The sequence below is a fragment of the Amycolatopsis sp. NPDC051372 genome (assembly GCF_040682095.1).
In the GTDB taxonomy this organism is placed as follows: Bacteria; Actinomycetota; Actinomycetes; order Mycobacteriales; family Pseudonocardiaceae; genus Amycolatopsis.
On record NZ_JBFBAF010000010.1, the window covers coordinates 178,202 to 200,653 of the forward strand.

General features: G+C 71.3%; 17 protein-coding genes and 1 pseudogene. 11 read left to right on the plus strand and 7 right to left on the minus strand.

Features of this window, described 5'->3' with window-relative positions; all coding sequences use genetic code 11:
• Positions 1 to 53 precede the first annotated feature (53 nt).
• The 3 genes and pseudogenes from AB0M56_RS17740 to AB0M56_RS17750 all read left to right on the plus strand — a co-directional run bounded on the left by AB0M56_RS17740 (position 54) and on the right by AB0M56_RS17750 (position 2,840).
• A complete protein-coding gene (locus AB0M56_RS17740) occupies positions 54 to 605 on the plus strand; it encodes a snapalysin family zinc-dependent metalloprotease (protein WP_364176887.1) in 552 nt (183 codons plus the stop codon).
• Positions 606 to 976: 371 nt separating this feature from the next.
• Positions 977 to 2,190: pseudogene (locus AB0M56_RS17745) on the plus strand (histidine kinase).
• On the plus strand, positions 2,187 to 2,840 hold the full coding sequence (locus AB0M56_RS17750) for a response regulator transcription factor (protein ID WP_364177080.1): 654 nt from the start codon (positions 2,187 to 2,189) through the stop codon (positions 2,838 to 2,840). Before AB0M56_RS17745 ends, AB0M56_RS17750 begins: the two are co-directional and overlap by 4 nt.
• 486 nt (positions 2,841 to 3,326) lie before the next feature.
• On the opposite strand, the gene AB0M56_RS17755 is transcribed toward AB0M56_RS17750, so the two are convergent.
• Both AB0M56_RS17755 and AB0M56_RS17760 read right to left on the minus strand, forming a co-directional pair.
• Complete coding sequence (locus tag AB0M56_RS17755; RefSeq protein WP_360591957.1) at positions 3,327 to 5,006, minus strand: GGDEF domain-containing protein; 1,680 nt, start codon at positions 5,004 to 5,006, stop codon at positions 3,327 to 3,329.
• A gap of 374 nt (positions 5,007 to 5,380) precedes the next feature.
• Entirely contained in the window at positions 5,381 to 6,532 is a 1,152-nt protein-coding gene (locus tag AB0M56_RS17760; RefSeq protein WP_364176890.1) for a lycopene cyclase family protein, read from the minus strand.
• Between the two features lie 60 nt (positions 6,533 to 6,592).
• Here AB0M56_RS17760 and dgt point away from each other — a divergent pair, with 60 nt between their 5' ends.
• Together dgt and AB0M56_RS17770 are read left to right on the plus strand one after the other, a co-directional pair.
• Positions 6,593 to 8,155 carry a dGTP triphosphohydrolase gene (gene dgt, locus AB0M56_RS17765; RefSeq protein ID WP_364176893.1) on the plus strand — a complete coding sequence of 521 codons (1,563 nt, stop codon included), beginning with the start codon at positions 6,593 to 6,595 and terminating at the stop codon, positions 8,153 to 8,155.
• A 303-nt stretch (positions 8,156 to 8,458) separates the two neighbouring features.
• Entirely contained in the window at positions 8,459 to 11,314 is a 2,856-nt protein-coding gene (locus AB0M56_RS17770) for a S8 family serine peptidase (RefSeq protein WP_364177083.1), read from the plus strand.
• A 78-nt stretch (positions 11,315 to 11,392) separates the two neighbouring features.
• Here AB0M56_RS17770 and AB0M56_RS17775 read toward each other — a convergent pair whose 3' ends face one another.
• Positions 11,393 to 11,983 carry an ABATE domain-containing protein gene (locus AB0M56_RS17775; protein WP_364176896.1) on the minus strand — a complete coding sequence of 197 codons (591 nt, stop codon included), beginning with the start codon at positions 11,981 to 11,983 and terminating at the stop codon, positions 11,393 to 11,395.
• Positions 11,984 to 12,085: 102 nt separating this feature from the next.
• Here AB0M56_RS17775 and AB0M56_RS17780 point away from each other — a divergent pair, with 102 nt between their 5' ends.
• From AB0M56_RS17780 to AB0M56_RS17790, 3 genes are all read left to right on the plus strand, one after another.
• Positions 12,086 to 12,508 (plus strand): carboxymuconolactone decarboxylase family protein, encoded by a 423-nt coding sequence (locus AB0M56_RS17780; RefSeq protein WP_364176899.1) that lies wholly within the window; start codon positions 12,086 to 12,088, stop codon positions 12,506 to 12,508.
• Positions 12,509 to 12,790: 282 nt separating this feature from the next.
• Complete coding sequence (locus AB0M56_RS17785; RefSeq protein WP_364176901.1) at positions 12,791 to 14,419, plus strand: ABC-F family ATP-binding cassette domain-containing protein; 1,629 nt, start codon at positions 12,791 to 12,793, stop codon at positions 14,417 to 14,419.
• 178 nt (positions 14,420 to 14,597) lie between these two features.
• Complete coding sequence (locus AB0M56_RS17790; protein WP_003071237.1) at positions 14,598 to 14,807, plus strand: helix-turn-helix domain-containing protein; 210 nt, start codon at positions 14,598 to 14,600, stop codon at positions 14,805 to 14,807.
• On the opposite strand, the gene AB0M56_RS17795 is transcribed toward AB0M56_RS17790, so the two are convergent.
• Together AB0M56_RS17795 and AB0M56_RS17800 are read right to left on the minus strand one after the other, a co-directional pair.
• Positions 14,794 to 16,110, minus strand: a complete 1,317-nt coding sequence (locus tag AB0M56_RS17795) for a glycosyltransferase 87 family protein (protein ID WP_364177086.1) — start codon at positions 16,108 to 16,110, stop codon at positions 14,794 to 14,796. The genes AB0M56_RS17790 and AB0M56_RS17795 overlap by 14 nt on opposite strands.
• A 71-nt stretch (positions 16,111 to 16,181) precedes the next feature.
• Complete coding sequence (locus AB0M56_RS17800; protein ID WP_364176904.1) at positions 16,182 to 17,054, minus strand: LLM class flavin-dependent oxidoreductase; 873 nt, start codon at positions 17,052 to 17,054, stop codon at positions 16,182 to 16,184.
• 72 nt (positions 17,055 to 17,126) lie between these two features.
• Between AB0M56_RS17800 and AB0M56_RS17805 the strand changes: the two genes are divergently transcribed.
• Together AB0M56_RS17805 and AB0M56_RS17810 are read left to right on the plus strand one after the other, a co-directional pair.
• A complete protein-coding gene (locus tag AB0M56_RS17805; RefSeq protein ID WP_364176907.1) occupies positions 17,127 to 17,567 on the plus strand; it encodes a MarR family transcriptional regulator in 441 nt (146 codons plus the stop codon).
• 115 nt (positions 17,568 to 17,682) lie between these two features.
• A complete protein-coding gene (locus AB0M56_RS17810) occupies positions 17,683 to 19,548 on the plus strand; it encodes an ABC transporter ATP-binding protein (protein ID WP_364176910.1) in 1,866 nt (621 codons plus the stop codon).
• A gap of 52 nt (positions 19,549 to 19,600) precedes the next feature.
• Here the strand turns inward: AB0M56_RS17810 and AB0M56_RS17815 are convergent, their stop codons facing one another.
• Both AB0M56_RS17815 and AB0M56_RS17820 read right to left on the minus strand, forming a co-directional pair.
• Positions 19,601 to 20,764 (minus strand): serine hydrolase domain-containing protein, encoded by a 1,164-nt coding sequence (locus AB0M56_RS17815; RefSeq protein WP_364176913.1) that lies wholly within the window; start codon positions 20,762 to 20,764, stop codon positions 19,601 to 19,603.
• A 123-nt stretch (positions 20,765 to 20,887) separates the two neighbouring features.
• Entirely contained in the window at positions 20,888 to 21,616 is a 729-nt protein-coding gene (locus AB0M56_RS17820) for an SIS domain-containing protein (protein WP_364176916.1), read from the minus strand.
• 111 nt (positions 21,617 to 21,727) lie between these two features.
• On the opposite strand from AB0M56_RS17820, the gene AB0M56_RS17825 reads away from it, so the two are divergent.
• On the plus strand, positions 21,728 to 22,420 hold the full coding sequence (locus AB0M56_RS17825; protein WP_364176919.1) for an alpha/beta fold hydrolase: 693 nt from the start codon (positions 21,728 to 21,730) through the stop codon (positions 22,418 to 22,420).
• The last annotated feature ends 32 nt before the right edge of the window (positions 22,421 to 22,452 follow it).

Sequence of the window (22,452 nt, forward strand, 5' to 3'; positions counted from 1 at the left end):
CGGTTGCCGGATTTCCGGTGACCGGAGCGGACATTTCGGTGAAGGAGACGCGAATGAGGGCACGCGGGTTCGGGAGCATCGCGGCGATCGCGGTGGCGGTGGCGGCGCCGCTGGGTGTCGGGCTGGTCGCGGGGCCGGGCGCGGAGGCCGCCGCGGCGACGACCGTGTACTACACGTCGAGTGGGGCACCGGACTACGTGGCTCAGATCGACCAGGGCGCGGCGAACTGGAACGCCGTGGTGACCGATGTGAAGCTGGTGAAGCGCTCGTCCGGGGCGACGGTGGTGTTCCACGAGATCCACAGTGGCGGGTCGTATACGCAGACTGATGGCCATGGGAACGGGGACGTTTATTTGGATACGTCTCAGGTAGCGGAAGGGTTTGATCCGACGAGGATTGCGGCGCACGAATTGGGGCACAATCTCGGGTTGCCGGATGATTACGACGGGCCTTGTTCGGAATTGATGTCGGGGCATGGGCCGGGGACTTCGTGCACGAACGCCAAGCCGAGTGCGCAGGAGGCGGCGAAGGTGCAGCAGTTGTGGCGGAACGGGTTCGGGGGTGTGAAGGTCTTGGGGACTCGGGTTACGGCTGGGGTTTATTGAGCGATTCAGGTTCTGTTGAGGATTGGGTGGTGGGTGCGGGAATCCACCCCGAAGTTTAATTGTGACTACGGTTCAGGGCCATTTTGTCAAGGCTGGAAAGATTACCTTGACAAAATGGCCCTGAACCGTGTTTTGGCTTCGGATCGGGGCGGGGGAGGGGCTGGGCGTTCCTGCGGGGTGGGTAGATCGGCTGCGGTTTGACCGGGGGGAGTAGCGCTGCTGTTGTGGTGCCGGGTGCCGGGTGCCGGGTGCCGGGTGGCGGTTTTGGTGTGGGGTTCGGGCTCGCTGAATTGCCTGTTGTCGCGTTGCCGGGTGAGTTGTTCCCGCTGTGGAGGGAGGCGGCAGGGCGGGGTGGCTGGGAGGATCCGGGGGTGCGAGTTCTCCGGCCGGTGGTGAGCGGGGTGACCTATCGCCGATGGGTCTACCTGATCCTGGGCGGGGCGATCAGCGTGCCGTACCTGTTGTTCGCGGCGGTGGCGGTGCCTTCGCTGGTGCCGTTCGTGACGTCGCTGGGGTGGGCGTCGGCGCTCGCGGTCGTGGTGACGGTGGTGGTGCTGGGGCGACGTCGTTCCTGCCGGCGGTGCGGGTGCTGGAGGCGGCCGCGGTGCGGGAGCTGCTGCGCGAGGCTGCGGCGGGGCAGCCGGCCACCGTGCGGGGGCGGGCGCGGTACAGCGTGATGTTCGTACTGCACGTGGCGGTCGGGGCGGTGGTGAGCACCGTGTCGCTCGCGGTGCCGGTGGGGTTCGGGTTCTCGGTGAGTGCGGTGTTCACAGGGAAGCTGGTGGACAACGGCACCGAGGTCGTCGCGGTGGACCGGGGGTGGGGGTCGGCGTGGCTGCCGGTGGCGTTCGCGGCCGCGTTCGTGGTGCTGGTCTACGCGGTGTGGGGCGTCGGCGGGCTGCTGCGGCGGGCGGCGGGGGCGTTGCTGGGGATGTCGGCGGCCGAGCGAATCGCGCAGCTGGAGCGGCGGACCGAACAGCTGGCCGAGCGCACGCGGCTCGCGCGCGAGCTGCACGATTCGGTGGGGCACGCGTTGTCGGTGGTGACGGTGCAGGCGGGGGCGGCGCGCCGGACGCTGCGGACCGATCCGGGGTTCACCGAGCAGGCGCTCACCGCCATCGAGGAATCCGCGCGCACGGCGCTGGCCGACCTCGATCACGTACTCGGGTTGTTGCGCGATGGGGCTTCGTCGCGCAACCCGCAGCCGGGTTTGACGGAGCTGCCGGCGCTCGTCGAGGCGACTCGGCTGGCGGGCGCGGAGGTGCACGCCGACGTGCAGGGTTCGCTGGGTGCGGTGCCCGCGGTCGTGTCGCGTGAGGTGTACCGGATCCTGCAGGAGTGCCTGACCAACGCGGTGCGCTACGCGGGCAATGCGCCGGTGAGCGTCGCCGTGGTGGTGTCGGCGGGGCAGCTGTGCGCGACGGTGGCAAACCCGCTGGGCGCGGCGCGGCCGTCGCGGGCCCGCGGTGGGCGGGGCCTGCGGGGCATGGCCGAGCGTGCGGAGCTGCTGGGTGGCAAGCTGGTGGCCGGACCGGCGGGGGACCGGTGGGAGGTCGTGGTGACGGTGCCGTGGGGGAACCGATGAACGTGACCGTGCTGCTGGTCGACGACGAACAGCTCATCCGCGCCGGCCTGCGCGCGATCGTCGATGCGGAGCCGGACCTGACGGTGGCCGGCGAGGCCGCCGACGGCGCCGAAGTGCCGGGCCTGGTCGCGCGCCTGCGTCCCGACGTGGTGCTGATGGACGTGCGCATGCCCGCCGTCGACGGGATCCGCGCGACGCAGCACCTGATGTCCACTGTGGACGAACCGCCGAAGGTGATCGTGGTGACCACCTTCGAAAACGACGACTACGTCTACGACGCCCTGCTCGCCGGCGCCAGCGGCTTCCTGCTCAAGCGCGCCCGCCCGGAGGAGATCGTCGCGGGCATCCGCACCGTGGCCACCGGTGAGTCACTGCTGTTCCCGGCCGCCATCCGCCGCCTCGCCGCCGCCCACCCCCGCGGCCCGGCCCGCGACGGCCTCACCTCCGCCGCCCTCACCGACCGCGAGCGCGAAGTCCTGCGCCTCATGGCCGCCGGCCTGTCCAACACGGAAATCGCCACGGACCTCTACCTGGGCCTCCAAACGGTCAAAACCCACGTCGGCAACATCCTCTCCAAACTGGGCGCGCGCGACCGCACCCAGGCGGTGATCCGGGCTTACGAGTCGGGCTTCGTGACACCGAAACCCTGATCCGGCCGCGCGGACCCAACCGGCCGCGCTCCTGCGACGGTTCGCCTGACAGCCGCGGCTCGGAATTCGAGGCCGGGCGCCGGGGCTCCCGGCACGACAAGCGAGCACCTGGCGACGCCGGGCTGCGGCCCGACCTGCGCCGGAAGTAGGCGGGATGCGCGCCGGACCTACGAGTCCGGTTTCGTCCCCCGGAGACCTGACCGTCCAGCCGCGCTTCCACGTGCCTCGTGTGGCTCCCGCGGCGGAGGCCGAGCCGGAACTCGCGGCTGCCGGATTCCGCGAGGCTCGGAGTTTGGCGGCGGGCGTCGGAGTTTGGCACAACAAGCGGGCAGCCGGCGACGCCACGCTGCGGCTCTTCGGCTCGGCCCTGCGCCGGTCGTGGCCGGATGCGGGGGACCCGGACTGACGAGTTCGGCTTCGTCGCCCCGAAGCCCTGACCTAACGCACCTGTGCGCCGACGAAGCCCTGGCCAGGTTGCTCGCTTCGTCAAGCCGAGCGGCTGACCGCCACGTCGCGGCCGATGCCGCGGAGCACTTCGACGCGGTCGGAGCCCGGGCGGCTCAGGACCCAGCTCGAGCCGGGGACCGCTTTGGCTCGCTTCTTGAGCGGGGCGAGCAGGCGGGAGGCGTCGCGGTAGGAAGGGATGGAGCCGCTGCCGCAAACGAGGGTGGCCAGCGACACGGTGACCGGCATGCCCTCGGCGGACCAGTGCGTGTCGAGGAGGGCGGCGGCGACCGTGCCGATCTCGTCGACGTCACAGACGATGAGGAAGTCGTCGCCGCCGACGTGGCTGACGCGCATGCGCGGGAGGCGCCGCGAGAGGCCCGTGAGGGTTTCGCCGAGGGCGCGGATGAGGTCGTCGCCCGCGGCGAAGCCGGCGTTGTCGTTCACGGACTTGAAGGAGTCCACGTCGAGCCACGCCGCCACGAACTGCTCGCCCGTGGAGATGCGGCGTTCGACGTCGCGCGCCACGGCCTCGCTGCCCGGCAGCCGCGTCAGCGGGCTCAGGGTCACGGCCTCCTCGACCTTCGCCTCGGCCACGCCGCGGACCACCTCGGTCACCAGGACCACACCGAGGGTCCGGCCGGCGTTGTCGACCACGACCACGTCGTCGCCGGTGCGACCCCAGTCGGCGTCGGTGACCAGCTCGAGGAACTCCAGCGCGCTCGCCGTGGCGTCGATGGTGTGCGGCTTGTCGGCCAGCCGCTCGGCCGGGCGCTTGGCATGCAGGGCGTGGCCGTACGGGCCGGTCACGGCGACCAGGAACCGCGTGCGGTCAACCGACCACTGTGGACGGTTGTGCTCGTCGACGCCGATCACGCCGGTCGGGGCGTCGGCCGCGGCGAGGACCTCGCGCACGGCGTCGCAGGTCGCGTCGGACGGCAGCGTGGTGGCGGGACGCAGGAAGTCGCCGACGCGGGGAGCGGTGGGCGGCGCGGGTGAGCGGCGGTCGTCGGGCACCACGGCGCCGGCCGACGGCGCGCTGCGGTGCGCGGCCGGCGGCGCCAGGAGGTTGCCCTGCGCGATGCGCACGCCGAGGTTCTGTGCCGCGTCCAGCTGCGGACCGGTCTCGATGCCGGTCGCGACGAGCCGGATGCCGGTGCGCGTCGTGAAGTGCAGCAGCGACTCGACCACGGCCACCGCCGCCGGCTCGTCCGGCAGGCCGCGCAGCACACTGCGGTCGAGCTTCACCAAGTCCACGGGCGCTTGGGCCAGCAACGCGAGCGGGAGATCGCCGCGACCGAGGCCGTCGAGCGCCAGCCGGAAGCCCAGCTCCGACAAAGCCCGCATACCGCCCAGAAGCCGGTCTCCGGGCAGGTGCGTGAACGGCGGGCCGATCTCCAGGACCACGTCACGCGTGCGGCGGCCGGCGGCACCGAGTTCGGCGATCAGCTCATCGAACGCGGCGGGGCCCGACGCGAGCGTGCGGGCGGAGATGTTCAGGTGCAGGGGCAGGGCGCTCGGCCGCTCGGCCTCCTGGCGCACCGCGGCCGCGGCGAGGCCAAGGTCGACCTCGGCCAGGCGGCCGGCGCGGCGCGCTTCGGCGAGCAGTTCGTGGGCCGTGCCCTTGCCGGGGCGGGCGAGCGCTTCGTACGCGACAACGCCACCGGTGTGCAGGCTGTACATCGGCTGGAAGGCGAACCGGACCGCACGGGGCGTCGTCACCCGGAGATCGTCGCATCCTCTCGCGCGGAAACGAAACCGTTGTCAGCAGATGTTCACCGCGCCGGAACCTGAGTTACCTGAATCGGAGTAACGAAATCGGTAGCGATCACCCGTTCGGGATGGATTTCCGTGGGCCGTTCGGAAGTGTGAAAATTCCCGTCTTCACCATGCACTCACACGGACTCGCACACCGTCCGTGGTGGCCCGGATCGCGGCAGTGACCAGCGGGTCCGTCCACCTGGAGCTTGATCGTTCGACCCGAAGAAGTTTCGGATACGGAATTCGCGGACCGTCCCCCGTTCGGCCCGCCGGTTCCGCACGTGGTACCGCTCCCGGCTGAGCGCCGGCGCATTCGGCCGCCGATTTCGACGCCGTTACCGAATCGTATTCGGCCGGCGGCCCGCGAGCCTCGCCCGCAGCCTCGGCGGCGCCGCGCGGAACAGCCGGGTCATCGCCGCCACCGTGCCCGTCAGGTCTTCCCGGCCCGACGTGTAGGCCTGCTGCACCGGAGTCGGCAGCGCGAAGAAGAGGTCGAAGAACTCGGCGAGCTCGGCGGGCGACATCCGGCGCAAAGCGCGCAATCCGTACTGCCGCAGGGAATGCACGGCCCGCGCCTCGGTCGTCCACAGTGTCCGGCGGGCCGCGTGCCGGGCTGCCCGTGGCCCGGCCTCGAACGCACTCGCCAGCGCCGCGGCCACGCGCGGAGCCAGCCGCAGCGCCGTCGCGATGCTGTAGCCGGTGGCGGGGTGCACGAGCCCGGCGGCGACCCCGAACGGGACCACCGCGCCGCGCCCCGGCAGCGGTACGTCGAGCACGATCCGCACCCGTTCCTCGCGGCCGTGCGGCCGCAATCCCGCGCCCGCGAGCCGGGTCCGCAGCCGCGTGGCGAGCTCGTCCACCGGCACACCCGGCCGGTGCGCGAGTGACGTTTCTTCGACGAGCACCGACCCGTCGCCCAGCGGGAGCAGGTAGCGGAAGCTCGGCGCGCCGTCGCGCCAATCCATGAACACGGCCGTGTCCGAAGCGCCGGGCACCAGCCGCTCGGCGTCGGCGGCCGGCAGGACGAGCCCGTACGCGGTCTGCTCGGCGCGGTGCCCACCAGGCGGGCCGCCGGACAGCACCCGGTTCCGCCCCGACGCGTCCACGACCACCGCCGTGGCGAGCCGGCGGTCGTCGGCGAGAACCACCGTCGAGCCGTGGTGCCCGTGCTCGGCGTGCGCGACCCGCCCGGCCACCACCGTCACCGGCGCGGCCGTGAGCCACGACCGCAGACCGGCGTTGTCGAGCACGAGGTAGCCGCGGTCGAGCCGGTGCTCGCGCGTGCCGAACGCGACCGTCGAGCCGGGTGCCGACGCGATCACCTCGCCCGGCAGCCCGGGCAGCTCGTCGGCCCACGCGCCGTAGGTGGCGCGCCACGCTGCCTGCGGCGCGGCGTCGACGAGCGTGGTCGCGAGCCCGCGCCGGGCGCAGGCGCGCGCCAGCGCCCACCCGGCAGGCCCGCCGCCTGCGATCAGCACGTCGCTCACCCGTCCGATCCTGCCGTATCCGGCGAGTCCGCCGGGGGCCGGACAGATACGGTGGAGCGCATGGCCGAGACCGACCCGAGAGCCGCGCGAAGGGACCCGTCGAGCTCCGTGGGCGGGTTCACGGACCTCGCCACCAGCCCGTTTCGCATCGATCGCGACCGCATCGCCGCTTCACCGTTCTTCGCGCGCCTGGGCGGGGTCACGCAGGTGGTCAGCGCCGGCGGCGCCGGGCTGCTGCACAACCGGCTCACCCACAGCCTCAAGGTCGCACAGGTCGCCCGCGCGATCGCCGAGCGGATCACCGCCGCCAGCGAGTCGGCCGAGCTGGCCGCGAAGCTCGGCGGCTGCGACCCCGACGTCTGCGAGGCCGCCGCGCTCGCCCACGACCTCGGGCACCCGCCGTTCGGCCACCTCGGCGAGCAGACCCTCGACCGCATCGCCCGCCACCGCTTCGGCCTGGCCGACGGCTTCGAGGGCAACGCACAGACGTTCCGCATCCTCACCACCACCGACGTGCGCGGTCCGTCGGCGATCGGCCTCGACCTCACCGCGGCCGTGCGCGCCGCGGTGCTGAAGTACCCGTGGGCGCGGCTGCACTACCCCGAGCCACACCCGACGTCGATGCGCACGCCTCCCCGCGGCGCGGCCGAGCCCGACAGCTCGCCCGGCACCGGCGCGAGCAAGTTTTCCGCCTACGCCACCGAACTCGACGACTTCACGCAGGCGCGTGGCCCGTTCACCGGGCGCATCGAGTCCTGGCAGCAGACGGTGGAGGCGTCGGTGATGGACACCGCCGACGACATCGCCTACGCGATCCACGACCTGCAGGACTTCCACCGCATCGGTGTGCTGCAGCACGCCCCGGTCGCCGCGGAGCTGGGGGAGTGGCTCGACCGGGCGCTGCAGCTGGCCTCGCTCGACGACGAGCAGGTCGCCGCGGAGCTGCGCCGCCCGGGCCGTTCGCTCGAACAGCTGCGCCGGCGCATGCACCTCAAGGACGGCTGGATCGCCGACGACGACGCGTTCGCCGCCGCGGTCCGGCGCGTGCAGCGAGAGCTCGTCGACGGGCTGCTGGAGAACGGGTTCGACGGGTCGATCGAGGCCGAGCAGGCCACGGCGGCGTTCTCGGCCGGCTGGATCTCCCGGCTCGTCGACGGCGTCTTCGTGCTGTCCTCGCCCTCCACTCGCTCCGGGCACGTCTCGCTGCGCACCGCGCAGTGGCACGAGGTGCAGGTGCTCAAGTTCGTGCACCGCCGGTTCGTGCTGCTGCGCCCGGACCTCGCGCTGCACCAGCGCGGGCAGGCCAGCCTCGTGACCACGCTCGTCGACGCGCTCGACGCGTGGCTGCTCGACCGCGACGAGATCGACCGGCTGCCCCGCCGGCTGCACGACCTCGTGGAGCTCGCGCAGGACGAGTACGCCGGACTGGTCCAGACCATGCCGGAGGTGCTCGTGGGCGCGACCGGCGAACGAGTGGAGGGCACCGACGCGGTGCGCGGCCTCGCGCGCGGGCGCGCGGTGGTCGACTTCGTGGCTTCGCTCACCGACAAGCAGGCCGTGACGCTGCTCGACGCGCTGTCCGGGCGCGCCGCGCAGCCGTGGTCGGACTCGTTCGTGCTCTGAGGCTGTGCTCCGAGACCGCGGTCTGGACCACCGCTGCCGCTGAATGGCCTACGACCTCCGGTGGGTATGGGAAAATCACGGCCATACGTCACTCTAACGGCTTCTTTTTCCGATTTACCCACGGTACTTAGCTGGATCCAGCCGGTGATCACCGGCGTTGGCCAGCGTGAGTCGGGGCACGCGGTGCGAGATACGGAGGCGCACGTGCGTCGAAGCCGTTCGAAGAGACCCACCGGAGCCAGAGCTAGAGCCAGAACCAGAGCCACGAGCCGGACGACCGTCCTGGCCGCCGGCGCCGCGGCGCTGATCGCCGCGCTGGGCATCGTCACCCCTCCGGTCGCGGGTGCCGCCACGGCGTCCACACCGGACTCCTTCTCCGACAACTCCGCCCGGCAGATCGCGGCACTGCAGTCGATCAAGACCGGGCAGACCAAGGCGGAGTCCAAACTGGACAGCCGCCTGCTCGTCACGCAGAAGCTGCGTTCCCGAAAGCTGAGTGCCTCGGCCGTACCCGCGCTGGGGGCGGGTACGGCGAGCACCGCGGTCGTGGACATCCGTGCCACCAAGGTGTCCGACGCGCTGGTGAACGACCTGCGCAAGGCCGGCGCCGCCGTGCGCACGGTGTCGGACAAGGCCGCGAGCATCCGCGCCGAGGTGCCGCTCGCCGCGCTGCCGGCGATCGCCGCGCGCGCCGACGTGAAGCGGGTCGAGACCGCGGACCAGGCGATCACCGCTCGTGAGCTGGAAACCAAGGCGGGCCAAGGGAAAACGGCGCCCGTCGAAACCAAGCAGCAGAAGGCCGCCCGGCTCGACGCCGCGCTGAACCAGGCCCTCGCGGCCAAGAACCGGCGTGCCGCCGCGGCCACCATCACCAGTGAGGGCGACCGTGCGCACAACGCCGACCTCGCCCGCCAGCAGTACGGCGTCACGGGCACCGGCGTGAAGGCGTGCGCGCTGTCCGACGGTGTCGACTCGCTCAAGGTCTCGCAGGCCAAGGGGGAGCTGCCGGCCGTCGACGTCGTGCCCGGCCAGGCCGGCGACGGCGACGAGGGCACCGCGATGCTCGAGATCATCCACGACCTCGCGCCCAACGCGGCCCTCGGTTTCGCCTCCGCGTTCGCCTCCGACGCGAGCTTCGCCGACAACATCCGCAAGCTGCGCTTCGAGTCGCACTGCGACGTGATCGTCGACGACGTCATCTACTTCAAGGAATCCCCGTTCCAGGACTGGATCATCGCCCAGGCCGTGAACGACGTGACCGCCGACGGCGCGCTCTACTTCTCCTCCGCGGGCAACGAGGGCAACGTCGCCGACGGTACCGCCGCCCACTGGGAAGGCGACTTCGCCGACTCCGGCAAGTCGGTCGGCAAGTTCGCCGGCACCGCGCACAACTTCGCGGGCGCGGCGGGCAACCAGATCTTCGAGCCGATCTCCGACGCGTCGTCGGGAAACATCCCCGTGACGCTGCATTGGTCCGACCCGCTCGGTGCTGCGGGCGACGACTACGACCTCTACCTGCTCGACGCGGCGGGCAATGTCGTCGCGTTCAGCCAGGACGTGCAGGACGGCACCCAGGACCCGTACGAGCAGCTCGCCACCCCGCTCTTCGGCGGCACCGGTCTGCGGCTCGCGATGGTCAAGTTCTCCGGTGAGGGCCGCTACCTCTCGCTGACCGCGTTCGGCAGCCGCTTCCGTGACTCGGCCGACGGCCTCAAGGCCTACAGCACCCCGGGCGTCACGGTCGGGCACTCCTCGGCGCGCGACGCGTTCTCCGTCGCCGCGGCACCCGCGGCCGCCGCGTTCGGCCGGCTGCTCGAGCCGGGTGACCCGGCCAACCCGACCGGTCCGTTCCCGGGCGCGTTCTCTTCGGCCAGCAAGGCCGAGCGGTTCAGCTCCGACGGCCCGCGCCGGGTGTTCTACGAGGCCGACGGCACGCCCATCACGCCGGGCAACTTCTCCTCGACCGGTGGCGAAGTGCGCGACAAGCCGGAGATCACCGCGGCGGACGGCGTGCGCACCTCGGTGGGCGGCTTCGACCCGTTCTTCGGCACCTCGGCCGCCGCGCCGCACGCCGCCGCCATCGCGAGCCTCGTGCTCTCGGGCAATCCCGGTCTGTCCGGTTCGGACGTTCGCGACGCGTTCCTCGCGACGGCCGTGGACATCGAGGTGCCCGGCAGCGACAACCTCACCGGCGCGGGCGTGGTCCTCGCCGACAAGGTGCTCGCCTACACCGGCGCCAGCCCCCAGCCCTACGCGCAGGCCAAGCAGCCCACCGTCACCGGGCCCGACGGCGGCAGCACCCTCGACCCCGGTGACACCGCGAAGGTGACGCTGCCGGTGACCAACACCGGCGACGGGGTCGCGTCGTCCACGAGCGTGGTGCTCACCACGACCACGCCCGGCGTCACGATCGCGCCGCGCGCCAAGTCGTACGGCACGATCAGCCCGGGCCAGACCGGCGTCAACGACTTCACCGTGACGGTCCCGGCCACCCAGGGCCTCGGCGTGCCGGTGGTGCTGAGCGCCAAGGTGACGTTCGCCGGTTCGTTCTCGCCGGTGACCAGCACGTTCGCCCTGCCGGTGGGCACGCCGTCGCCGGTGGTGCAGACCTTCTCCTACACCGGTGCGCCGGTCGCGATCCCGGACAACTCGCAGCTCGGCGCCTCGGTGCCGCTGGTGGTGAGCGGCGTCGGGGCCGCGTCGAAGGTCTCGGTCTCGATCGACGGGTCCAGCTGCACCGCCGACGAGGGCTCGACCACGGTCGGCCTGGACCACACCTACGTCGCGGACCTGGTCGGCACGCTGACCTCGCCCTCGGGCGCGTCGGCGACGCTGTTCCAGCGGGCCGGCAGCGGTGGCAACAACCTGTGCCAGGTCGTGTTCGACGACAGCGCCTCGGCGCTGCTGAGCACGGTCGGGTCGCAGTTCGCACCGTTCACGGGCACGTACCTGCCGATCGAGCCGCAGACCCCGCTCGCCGGGACCTCGGCCGACGGCACGTGGACGTTCAAGGCGGTCGACGTCGCCGGCGGTGACACGGGCTCGATCCGCAGCGTCTCGCTGCACGTCAACGGCTACGCCCAGGCTTCGCCGCCGGGCGCCGCCGCGGTCGTGCACAAGACGGTGGACACCGGTCCGGTGCATCCCGCGATCGCTTGATCCTCAGGTGAGTACGGGGCCGTCGCGATTCTCGCGGCGGCCCTGTTCTGTTGTCCGTACGGCGGTGCCGGGGGCGGACTACCGCGGCGACCGCACCTTCTCGTAGTGCCGCGCGGCCCGGGCGCGGTTGCCGCACGCGATGGAACACCATTCGCGGCGCGGGTGGGTCTTCACGAAGAAGAGCACGCAGCCCGGCGCCCGACACGCTCGCAAGTTCGCTGCCCCTGGGCCGCCCAGCAGGGCGATTGACTGCTGCGCGATGTCCGCCAGTCCGGCCGCGACCGGCGAGCTCGCGTAGGACAGGCCTTCCCGCAGCGTGCCGCCGGTCAGTTCGAGGCGGGGAGTGGGCCGGTGGGTGACGACCTCGTTCAGGTCGCGCAGCGCGGAATCCGCGTCCGGGCTTCCGTACTGCGCCAGCGGACGCTCGTCCTTCGTCACCATCGCAGCCAGGTGGCGGACGGCCGCGCGGAGCCGTCGCGCCGAGGCGAGGTCCGCCGACGTCGCGCCGGGGCCCGCCCTCCCGAAGCCGACCGCGTGCAGCCATTCGTCCACGTCGCCGGCCGAGGTCAGGTCGTCGTGGACGCCGTGGGTGTCGGCCCGGATGGTGGCCATGAGGCGAACGGACACGGGCTCGTCCGGCAGTACCCAGGTCCGCTCCGCTTCTCCCATGTGGACACCTTATCACGGGTCGATGAGGTTTCATGCGTTAGAACGACCTGCTTCTACTTCTCACGGAAGCTTTCAGGTCTACCCGTGAGAAAGACAGTTCGCATGACCACGACGGGCGTCGCGAAGGAGCTGCTCGCCGAGGTGAACAAGGCGCTCGGGCTGGTGCCCAACATGACGAAGGTGATGGCGAACAGCCCGGCTCTCCTGAAGGCCTACTTGGCGCTGAGCGGAGCGGCGGCCGGCGGCGCGCTGAACGCCGGGGTCCGCGAGCGGCCGGCGATCGCCACCGCTCAGCTCAACGGCTGCGAGTACTGCCTGTCGGTCCACACCTTCATCGGCGAGAACATCGCCCACGTCCCGGCCGGCGAGCCGGCGGCGGCGCGCAAGGCCGAGTCCGACGAGGCGCACGTCCAGGCCCTGCTCGAGCTCTCGCGGGCGTCGAGAACGACTGGCCGGTGGTCTCGCTCTGATCCTTTCGGGGAACTGATCGTCGCGTGGCCTGCTCATCAAGACGAGCGTCGATGAGCAGACCCTCGTGCCGTGACTGTCCGAAGTGGACGCGGTGGCGCTCGACGGACACGGCCGAACGGGCGATCTTCACGGACGCGGTTCCGGGGAAGCGTGAGACCCGCCACGCGGCGGAAAACCGTTCGGCGCCACCCCGTACACTGGGTGCCGTGGAACGGGAAATCCTCACGGAGTAGCTGCCGCACCGGGCGCTCGTGACCGATCTTCGCAAGAGCGAGGACAGCGAGCGATGCCGGTGCCTGTCGCTGTCCACGTTCACCCCCGAATCCGGGAGTTCCCTTGATCACGGCCACTGGCCTCGAGCTGCGTGCCGGCTCGCGCATCCTGCTGAACGGCGCCACCCTCCGCATCCAGCCCGGCGACCGCATCGGACTCGTCGGCCGCAACGGCGCCGGCAAGACCACGTCGCTGAAGGTCATCGCGGGCGAGGGCGAACCGCACGCGGGCGAAGTCCGCCGCAGCGGCGAGCTCGGCTACCTGCCGCAGGACCCGCGCGAGGGCGACCTGTCCGTGACGGCGAAGGACCGCGTGCTGTCCGCGCGCGGCCTCGACACGCTGCTGCGCGACATGGAAAAGGCGCAGACCGCGATGTCCGAGCTCGTCGACGACAACCAGCGCGACAGGGCCATCAACCGCTACAGCCGCCTCGAAGAGCGGTTCGCCTCCCTGGGCGGGTACGCCGCCGAGAGCGAGGCCGCGCGCATCTGCTCGAACCTCGGTCTCGCCGACCGCGTGCTCGCGCAGACGCTCAACACGCTCTCCGGTGGTCAGCGCCGGCGGGTGGAGCTGGCGCGCATCCTGTTCGCGGCCGCCGAGGCCGGTGCGGGTGGCAAGTCCGAGACGATCCTGCTGCTCGACGAGCCGACCAACCACCTCGACGCCGACTCGATCACGTGGCTGCGCGGCTTCCTCAAGCAGCACGACGGCGGTCTCGTCGTGATCAGCCACGACGTGGAGCTGCTCGCCGACGTCGTGAACAAGGTCTGGTTCCTCGACGCCACGCGCGGCGAGATCGACCTCTACAACATGAGCTGGCAGCGCTACCTCGACGCGCGCGCCACCGACGAGAAGCGCCGCCGCCGTGAACGCGCCAACGCCGAGAAGAAGGCGTCGGCATTGCAGCAGCAGGCCGCGAAGCTCGGGGCCAAGGCGACGAAGGCCGTGGCGGCCAAGAACATGGCGCGCCGCGCGGAGCAGATGCTCTCGCAGCTCGACGACACGCGTCAGGCCGACAAGGTCGCGCGGATCAAGTTCCCGGAGCCCGCCCCGTGCGGGCGCACGCCGCTCACGGCCGACGGCCTGTCGAAGTCCTACGGCTCGCTCGAGATTTTCACCGGAGTCGATCTGGCGATCGACCGCGGCTCGAAGGTCGTCGTACTCGGTTTGAACGGTGCCGGAAAGACGACATTGCTCCGGCTGCTCGGCGGAATGGAAACTCCGGATACGGGTTCCGTCGAGCCGGGTCACGGATTGCGTTTGGGCTATTACGCACAGGAACACGAAACTCTCGACCACGATGCGAGCGTGTGGGAAAACATCCGACATCTCGCGCCGGACACAGGGGCGCAGGAGTTGCGGAACCTGCTGGGTTCGTTCCTGTTCACGGGTGAACAACTCGACCAGCCCGCCGGCACGCTTTCCGGCGGCGAGAAGACCCGTCTGGCGCTGGCCGGGCTCGTCTCCAGTGCCGCGAACGTGCTGCTCCTGGACGAACCGACCAACAACCTCGATCCGGCCAGCCGTGCGCAGGTCCTGGACGCCCTGCGCAGCTTCGCGGGCGCCGTGGTACTGGTGACGCACGACCCGGGCGCGGTCGAGGCGCTGGAGCCCGAGCGAGTGATCCTGCTGCCCGACGGGACCGAGGATCATTGGTCCCCGGATTATCTGGAACTTGTCCAGCTAGCGTGATCAGATACGGCCATTTGGGTGCTTGTCACGCCTCGTGAAGCACTTGAATGGCCCAATGTGATCGCAATTTCGCTCGTTTTACGTCTGTCGTCTGGCATTCCTGGGCTTCGTGTTCGATCATTGCCCCGGCAGGGGCCGCAAATGGCCCAGAACTCCACTCGGCGGGAAGGCGATCGACGTGGCTGATCTCAAGAAAGGCGCGCGGATCACCGGCAACACGCGCGACAAGCTGGCCGCTGACCTGAAGAAGAAATACGAGAAGGGCTCGAGCATCCGGGCCCTTGCTGAGTCCACGGGACGTTCCTACGGGTTCGTGCACCGTGTTCTCTCTGAGTCCGGGGTCCAGCTGCGGGGGCGCGGCGGGGCCACGCGGGTCAAGAAGAAGTAGCAGTACCAGGCCGACTGCGCGGGGGGCGCAGTCCCTGTTCGGCCGCTCGGAACGTCAGCACTCCTCCGAGCAGCACCAACGGATAAACCAGGTAGCCGTAGCGGGTTGCCGGGGTGAGCAGGACCAACGCGCCGAGCCCGACGGCGATCCGCAAGAGCGCGGCGGATCCCGTCGCGGGGGGACGGCGCACCAGCCACACCAGCATCGCCACCGCTGCGGCCGCCACCAGGACGAGTGAGATCACGCGGCCCGCTGAGCCGGTTTCCGCGATCAGGTGGCCCGGAAGCGGGCTCGCCGCGGGGGAGCGCACCACGCCCATCCCGAGCGGAAACCGGATCACGTGCTCCACGAACGCGTCCGGGGCGACCAGGTACACCGGCAGGTGCAGGACCACGGTCGCACTGACCAAAGTGGTCACGAACCACGCGAGCGCCCTGCGGTCGCGTGAATTTCCGTTGTGCGTACGGCAGAACACGAAGACCGCGAGTACGGCCGCGGCCGGCGCGACGATGAGCTTCGCGCTGATCACGAGTGCCAGCACGAATCCCGACCACCCCGGGCGCCCGGTTGCAGCGAGTGCGCACGCGAGCACGAGCAGTCCCACAATGGCGAGATCGGGACCGGCGACGGCCCATGTCAATGCGGTGAGTGGGCACGCGATTGCCAATTGTGCCGAAAGAACCGGAATTCGCGGCCATTTCAGCATTCGTAGTGAGGCGATCACACAGAGAGACGCACAAAGTGCGAACATCCACCGGGCATCGGTGAGCGCATTGGTGAACGGTGTTCCCCCGAACAACGCGCGCGGAAGGCCGAACACCGTCATCACGGGCCCGTAGGGCGTGTAGTCGTTCACCTCGGGCGCGCGCCCGAGAGCGGTCACGTCGACATAGGGCGTGCCGTGCTGAAGCAACAGGCTCGCGCTGCGCTCGATCACCCACACTTCGGGCTGCGCGGCCCACGAGTCCGGCGTGACGAGCCAGTCGACTCCGGTCAGTCGGCGAATAACGAGCACCGCGAGCGGGACGATCATCGCCAACAACCCGATCACCGCGATCGAGCACCACCGCGAGCCGAGCGGGCCGCGGGGCGTGCGCCCGAGCCGGGCCGACACGAGCAGCCAGCCGCTGTGGGCCGCGGCGAAGCCGTACGCGGCCGTCGCGAAGTTGCCCCAGACGCGGTAGCCGTAGAACTCGGACACGATCGCGCTGATCAACGCGAAGGCGAAGCAACCCAGGTAGAACACGAGGTCCCAGGTGAGCACCCGGGCCGCCCGGTCCGCGGCTGCCCGGGCCGGAGCCATCAGCAGGTGCACCGCTTCCCCCTCACGAACCTGGCCGTCCCCGTCACGTCAGGCTACCGAGGGCGTCCGGATCACCCGTGCTCGCCCGTTCGGCCCAGTTCTCGCAGCCGCGGGAGCAGCGCGGCCGCCTGCTTCGCCCGGCCCACGGTGTCGCCGGCGGACGGGAGCATGAGGATGAGGTCGGTGAACCCGGCGTCGAGGAAGGTCCGCGTCTCGCGCAGGGTGTCCTCGTCCTCGGCCGAGAGCCGGAACTGCACGGCCCGGCGCACCGTCGCCGGGTCGCGACCGACCGCCGCGCAGTGCCGGTCGAGCACGCCCGACAGCCGCGTGAGCTCCTCGACGGGGGTGCCCGGCAGGCTCGCGTTGAGCCACACGTCGGCGTGCTCGGCGACGATCCGCAGGCCGCGGCGCTCGCCGTTGCTGCCGAGCCACAGCGGCGGCTTCGGTGCCTGCACGGGTTTCGGGTCGCTCGTCGCGCCCGTCAGCCGGTAGTGGGCACCGCTGAAGTCGGCGACCGGGCGCGTCCACAGCAGGTCGAGGACGGTGCACGCCTCGGCGAGCCGCTCGACGCGTTCGCGCGCCGGCGGGGTCGGCATGCCGAGCATCGTGTCGGCGAGCTCGTCGCCACCCGCGCCGAGGCCCACGTCGAGCCGACCGCCGCAGAGGTGGTCGATCGTCGCGGCCATCTTGGCCAGCACGGCCGGGTGCCGGTTGGTGTTGCCCGAAACCAGGCAGCCGATCCGGACGTGGTGCGTGGCCTCGGCCATGGCGGCGAGCAGGGTCCAGGCTTCGAACACGGCGCCGGTTCGGACGGGGCCCATGGGCGCGAAGTGGTCGAAGGTCCAGAGGCCGTCGAACCGCGCGTCGTCGGCGATCGCCCAGATCTCGCGCAGCGTCGCGACGTCCGTGAACTGCTGGGCGGGTTTCAGTCCGAAGGTCACCATGGGGGCTCCTGATCGTCAGATAGAGAAATCATCAGCACTACTGATGATCAGGGTAGAGCTAAGATGCGGTTCATGTCGAGTGCTCCCGAAACCCCGGCCGTCGTGACCCGCCGGCTCGGTTATCTGCTCAAGCACGCGCAGCTGCGGCTGGCCGAGCTGCAGGAGCCGTTGCTCGCGCCCCACGGGGTGACCGGGCGGCAGGTCGCCGTGCTCGCGCTGCTGGCCGACGGCGAGCCGCAGGCGCAGCAGGAGGCGGCCGCGCGGCTTGGCGTGGACCGGACGACCATGGTCCAGCTCGTTGACGAGCTGGAAGACAAGGTGCTCGTGCGGCGCCACGTCGATCCCGCCGATCGCCGCCGCCGGATCGTGACGCCGACGGAGGAGGGGCTGCGCGTGCTGAAGGCGGCCACCGAGGCGTCGGAGGAGGCCGAACGGCGGCTGCTGGTCCCGCTCGACGGGCGTGAGGCCGACGCGCTGCGCGAGGCGCTGTGGGCGGTTGTTCACCGCCGGTGAACGCTCGGGTGGACGGCACCGGGAAGAACTCGGGACGAACTGGCGTTGTGCGGGGCATCTCTGGGAAAAAGCTCAAGTAATATAGAAGTTTTGTCGATCGGGGGAAAGGCTCCACATGGACAACTCGTGGGCGTTGCTCGGCTCCGTGATGCGCGGGGCCGACACGCCGAGGGCGCTCACGCGCGGCACCGTGAAAAGGGTCGCGCGCTTCGCCCGACCACACTGGATGCGGCTGCTGGTCTTCCTGGTCCTGACGGTGGTTTCCGCCGTGCTCGCGGTGACCACGCCCGTGCTGGCGGGTAAGGTCGTCGACGCGATCGTCGGTCACCAGGACCTGCCGCTGATCATCTGGCTCGCCGTGGTGATCGCGGTGCTCGCCATCCTCGACGCCGGGCTGGGGCTGGCGGAGCGGTGGCAGTCGGCGCGCATCGGCGAGGGGATCATCCTCGACCTGCGCGTCGCCGTGTTCGCGCACGTGCAGAAGCTGCCCATCGCGTTCTTCACGCGCACCCGCACCGGCGCGCTGGTGAGCCGGCTCAACAACGACGTGATCGGCGCGCAGCGCACGTTCACCGCAACGCTGTCGGGCCTGGTCACCAACGTGATCCAGCTCGTGCTCTCGCTCGCGGTGATGGTGACGCTGTCGTGGCAGGTGACGGTCTTCGCGCTGGTGCTGCTGCCGATCTTCGTGCTCCCGGCGCGCCGGCTGGGCCGCCGGATGGCCGGGCTGCAGCGCGAGTCGGCGCAGCTCAACGCCGGCATGACCACACAGATGACCGAGCGGTTCTCGGCGCCGGGCGCCACGCTCGTGAAGCTGTTCGGCCGGCCGCGTCAGGAAGTCGGCGAGTTCGGCGACCGCGCCGGGCGCGTGCGCGACATCGGCGTGCGCACCGCGATGCTCACCCGCTGGTTCATGACCAGCCTCACGCTCGTGTCGGCGCTCGCGCAGGCGCTGGTCTACGGCCTCGGCGGCTACCTCGCCTTCACCGGCCAGATCGCGCCCGGCACCGTGGTGGCACTGGCGCTGCTGCTGACCCGCCTCTACGCGCCGCTCACGGCGTTGGCCAACGTCCGCGTCGACGTGATGACCGCGCTGGTGTCGTTCGAGCGCGTCTTCGAGGTGCTCGACCTCGACCCCATGATCAAGGAACCGGTGAAGCCGAAGGCGCTGCCCGCGGGCGGCGTGGCCGTGGAGTTCGAGGACGTGCGCTTCGGGTACCCGGCGGCCGACCGGTTCTCGCTGGCGTCACTGGAAGACGTGGCCACTTTGGACAGCCGCGGGGGCGAAGAGGTGCTGCACGGAATCAGCTTCCGCGCCGAACCGGGCCAGATGGTGGCCTTGGTCGGCTCGTCGGGTGCCGGCAAGTCGACCATCGCCTCACTGCTGCCGCGCCTCTACGACGTGGACGGCGGCGCGGTCCGGTTGTCCGATGTGGACGTCCGCGACCTGGACTTCGCGACGCTGCGCGCCACCGTGGGCGTGGTGACGCAGGACGGGCACCTGTTCCACGACACCATCCGCGCCAACCTGGCCTATGCCCGCCCGGGCGTGACCGACGACGAGATCTGGGCCGCGCTGGAACAGGCCCGCCTGAGTCACCTGGTGCGCTCGCTGCCCGACGGCCTCGACACGACCGTCGGCGAACGCGGCTACCGCCTCTCCGGCGGTGAGCGCCAGCGGCTCACCATCGCGCGGCTCCTGCTGGCGCAGCCGAAGGTCGTGGTGCTGGACGAGGCCACGGCGCACCTGGACTCCGAATCGGAGGCCGCGGTCGGCGAGGCTCTCACGGGTGCGCTCGAAGGCCGCACGGCGCTCGTGATCGCGCACCGGCTCTCGACCGTCCGTGCCGCGGACCTGATCCTGGTCGTCGAGGACGGCCGGATCGTCGAACGCGGCACACATGAAGAGCTGCTCGCCCTCGGCGGCCGCTACGCCGAGCTGCACCACACGCAGTTCGACGAGGAGCCGACCGCCGCGTGACGCGACGCCAAGGGCGCCTCGAGAATACTCGAGGCGCCCTTGGCGTCTCCGCTCAGCGTCCGAGGCAGGCGAAGGTCGCGTTGACGAGCGCCATCTTGCGCGGGTCGTCACGCAGCAACGGGCCCATGCGGTTCATCACGTAACCGAAGCCCACGCCGGCCTCCGGGTCGGCGCCACCGGACGAGCCGCCGAGACCGTCGTGGCCGAACGCGGCCGGGTTGGGGCCGAAGCCGCGCGCGTCGCTGCCGAGGTAGAAACCCAGCGCCCACTCGTTGGGCACGCCGGCGACCACGTCGACCGAGGCGCCCTGGCCTTCGCGGGCCCGGGCGAGCGCGCCGGCCGAGATCAGGCGTTCGGAGCCGTCGGCCAGTGCGCCGTAGATGATCGCGAGGGCCTTCGCCGTGCCGTGGCCGTTGAGGGCGGGCATCACGGCGCGCCGCCACGCGGGTTCGTTGGCGTGGTGTCCTTCCACGCGCGGGTTCGCCATGGCGGCGAGCGCGACCGGGCCGGCGTTCGCGAACGCCTCGGTGAGCGCCGTGGTCATCTCCGGCGTGAGTACCGGCTCCACGAGCGTCGAGCACCGCCCGAGGTCGGCTTCCCCGACGCCGAGGGAGAAATCCGCCTCCAACGGACCGGCGACGTGCTCGGCGAAGAACGCGTCGATGCCCTGCCCGGCCACGCGGCGCACGACCTCGCCGACGAGGAAACCGTAGGACAGCGCGTGGTAGCCGCTCGCGGAGCCAGGCGGGAACAGCGGTTCCTGCGCGGCCAGCAGCCCCGTGATGTGGTCCCAGTCGTAGAGCTCCTCGACCTTCACCGGGCGCGCCAGGTCGATGCCGACGACGCCGGAGCGGTGCGAGAGCAGCCAGCGCACCGGGATGTCCTGCTTGCCCGCCGCGGCGAACTCGGGCCAGTAGCACGCCACGGGGGCGTCGAGGTCCAGCTCGCCGGCGTCGGCGAGCTGGTGCGCGCAGATCGCCGCCATGCCCTTGGTGGTGGACCAGACGTTGGTCAGCGTGTCCGGCCGCCACGGCGTGGTGCGGCCGGGATCCGCCCAGCCGGCCCAGAGATCGACCACGACCTCGCCGCGCAGCGTGACCGCGAAGGCCGCGCCCAGCTCGTCGCGCTCGGAGATGTTCTCGACGAACGCGTCCTGCACCGCCTCGAACCCGGGCGCGCAGGTGCCGTGCAGGGGCACGGCCGTCTCATCGTCCATGCTGGCCCGCCTCCACTCGACACCGACTGGTCGGTACGCCGAAGTTAGAAGGGCGGACCGGGCCCGTCAAGACCTGCCGGGCCCGGTCCTTTTTCGCCGGAAGTGCCGCTGGTTGGCCGACGGCTACCGCAGGGCCGGCACGCGGGGGCCGTACTTGGCGAGCAGGGCCGTGTTGGCCTCGTCGCCACCCTCCACATTGGAGCTTCGCCACAGCGGGACGTCGATGCCCTCGGCCGTGCCGCGGTCGTAGACCTCCGCCAGGATCAGGTTCCACAGGAACGCGTTGACCACAGTGGACAGTGGTGCGGTGCGCGGCGCGCCGGCCGGGTGGCTCGCGTCGCCGGGGATCACGAGCGAGTCGAGCACGACGGTGCCCTCCTCGACCAGCGTCGTCGCCGAGCGGCGCGGCGCCGCTGCCACGCACGCGCGCGACGTCACGGCGATCACCGACGCGCCGCGGCGGCGGGCACCGGCGGCCAGTTCCACCGGGTACGGGTTCACCCCGGACGTCGAGAACACCACGAGCACGTCGTCGGGACCCGGCGCGCGCTCGGCCAGCACCTCTTCGGCGAGCCCGCTGCGTCGCTCGGTCTTCGTGCTGTGCTGCGCGCCGTGCAGGGGCAGCAGCTCCGGGTGGTACAGCGGGTAGACGCAGGCGAGACCGCCCGCGCGGTAGAACGTCTCGGCGACCGCGGCGAGCGAGTGCCCGGCACCGGCGGTGAACACGAGGGCGTCGGACCGGATGACCCCGAGGACGAGGTCGGCCGCCGCCGTCAGCGCTTCGGCGTTGGCCTGCTGCGCGGCCGCGAGCTTTTCCGAGGTGCTCTTCCAGATTTCCGTGGCGCTCACCACACCTGCCCTTCGTCGCGGGTTCGGGCGCCGAATGTATCGCTTGGACACGCTTCGTGGTGGATTAGCGTGAGAGCTGATCATCCGGGCGTACCGGTGACTGGGAGGCGGCACGTGGACGGAGTACCCGTCGTTTCGGTACGGCGCGCGCACGGGCGGACGAGGGCGGTGGCGCTGGTGCTGCACGGCGGCGCCGAGCACGGCATCGCGGCCGTGGGGCCGTGGCGGCTGGCGTACCTGCGCATGGTGCCGCTCGCCCGCGCCCTGCACCGCGCGGGTCGCGCGGCGGGCCTGGAGGTGCGCCTGGTGCGCAACCGCCGCTACGGCTGGAACGCGCCCGCGGAAGACCCGGTGGCCGACGCCCGCTGGGCGCTGGAGCGCGTCCGCGCCGAACACCCGGGCCTGCCCGTCGTGCTCATCGGGCACTCGATGGGCGGGCGCGTGGTGCTGCGCGTGGCCGGCGACCCCGCCGTGGTGGGCGTGTGCGCCCTCGCGCCGTGGACGCCGCCCGGCGAGCCCGTGGACGCCGTCGCGGGCCGCTCCGTGGTCATGCTGCACGGCACACGCGACCGGATCACCTCACCGCGTGATTCGCACGCCTTCGCCGAGCGCGCGCGGGAGCTCGCCAAGCGCCTCGTCCGCTTCGACGTCACCGGCGAGGGTCACGCGATGATCAAGCGCCCGGCGGTCTGGACCAGGCTGATGTGTGCTTTCACACTGGAAGCGATCGACGCGGGCGAGACCGACGAAACTCTCCGGCAGGCATGGACCCGGCCCGCGGACGAGCGGCTGCGCATCCCCGTGTGACCGGATCCGGCGACAACCGCACAGCGCAGGTC

Bases quoted from the DNA above. Each gene is read 5' to 3' on its own strand.
- AB0M56_RS17740 (WP_364176887.1), top strand. From the start codon at position 54: ATGAGGGCACGCGGGTTCGGGAGCATCGCGGCGATCGCGGTGGCGGTG.
- AB0M56_RS17750 (WP_364177080.1), top strand. From the start codon at position 2,187: ATGAACGTGACCGTGCTGCTGGTCGACGACGAACAGCTCATCCGCGCC.
- dgt (WP_364176893.1), top strand. From the start codon at position 6,593: ATGGCCGAGACCGACCCGAGAGCCGCGCGAAGGGACCCGTCGAGCTCC.
- AB0M56_RS17775 (WP_364176896.1), bottom strand. From the start codon at position 11,983: ATGGGAGAAGCGGAGCGGACCTGGGTACTGCCGGACGAGCCCGTGTCC.
- AB0M56_RS17780 (WP_364176899.1), top strand. From the start codon at position 12,086: ATGACCACGACGGGCGTCGCGAAGGAGCTGCTCGCCGAGGTGAACAAG.
- AB0M56_RS17795 (WP_364177086.1), bottom strand. From the start codon at position 16,110: ATGGCTCCGGCCCGGGCAGCCGCGGACCGGGCGGCCCGGGTGCTCACC.
- AB0M56_RS17800 (WP_364176904.1), bottom strand. From the start codon at position 17,054: ATGGTGACCTTCGGACTGAAACCCGCCCAGCAGTTCACGGACGTCGCG.
- AB0M56_RS17805 (WP_364176907.1), top strand. From the start codon at position 17,127: ATGTCGAGTGCTCCCGAAACCCCGGCCGTCGTGACCCGCCGGCTCGGT.
- AB0M56_RS17810 (WP_364176910.1), top strand. From the start codon at position 17,683: ATGGACAACTCGTGGGCGTTGCTCGGCTCCGTGATGCGCGGGGCCGAC.
- AB0M56_RS17815 (WP_364176913.1), bottom strand. From the start codon at position 20,764: ATGGACGATGAGACGGCCGTGCCCCTGCACGGCACCTGCGCGCCCGGG.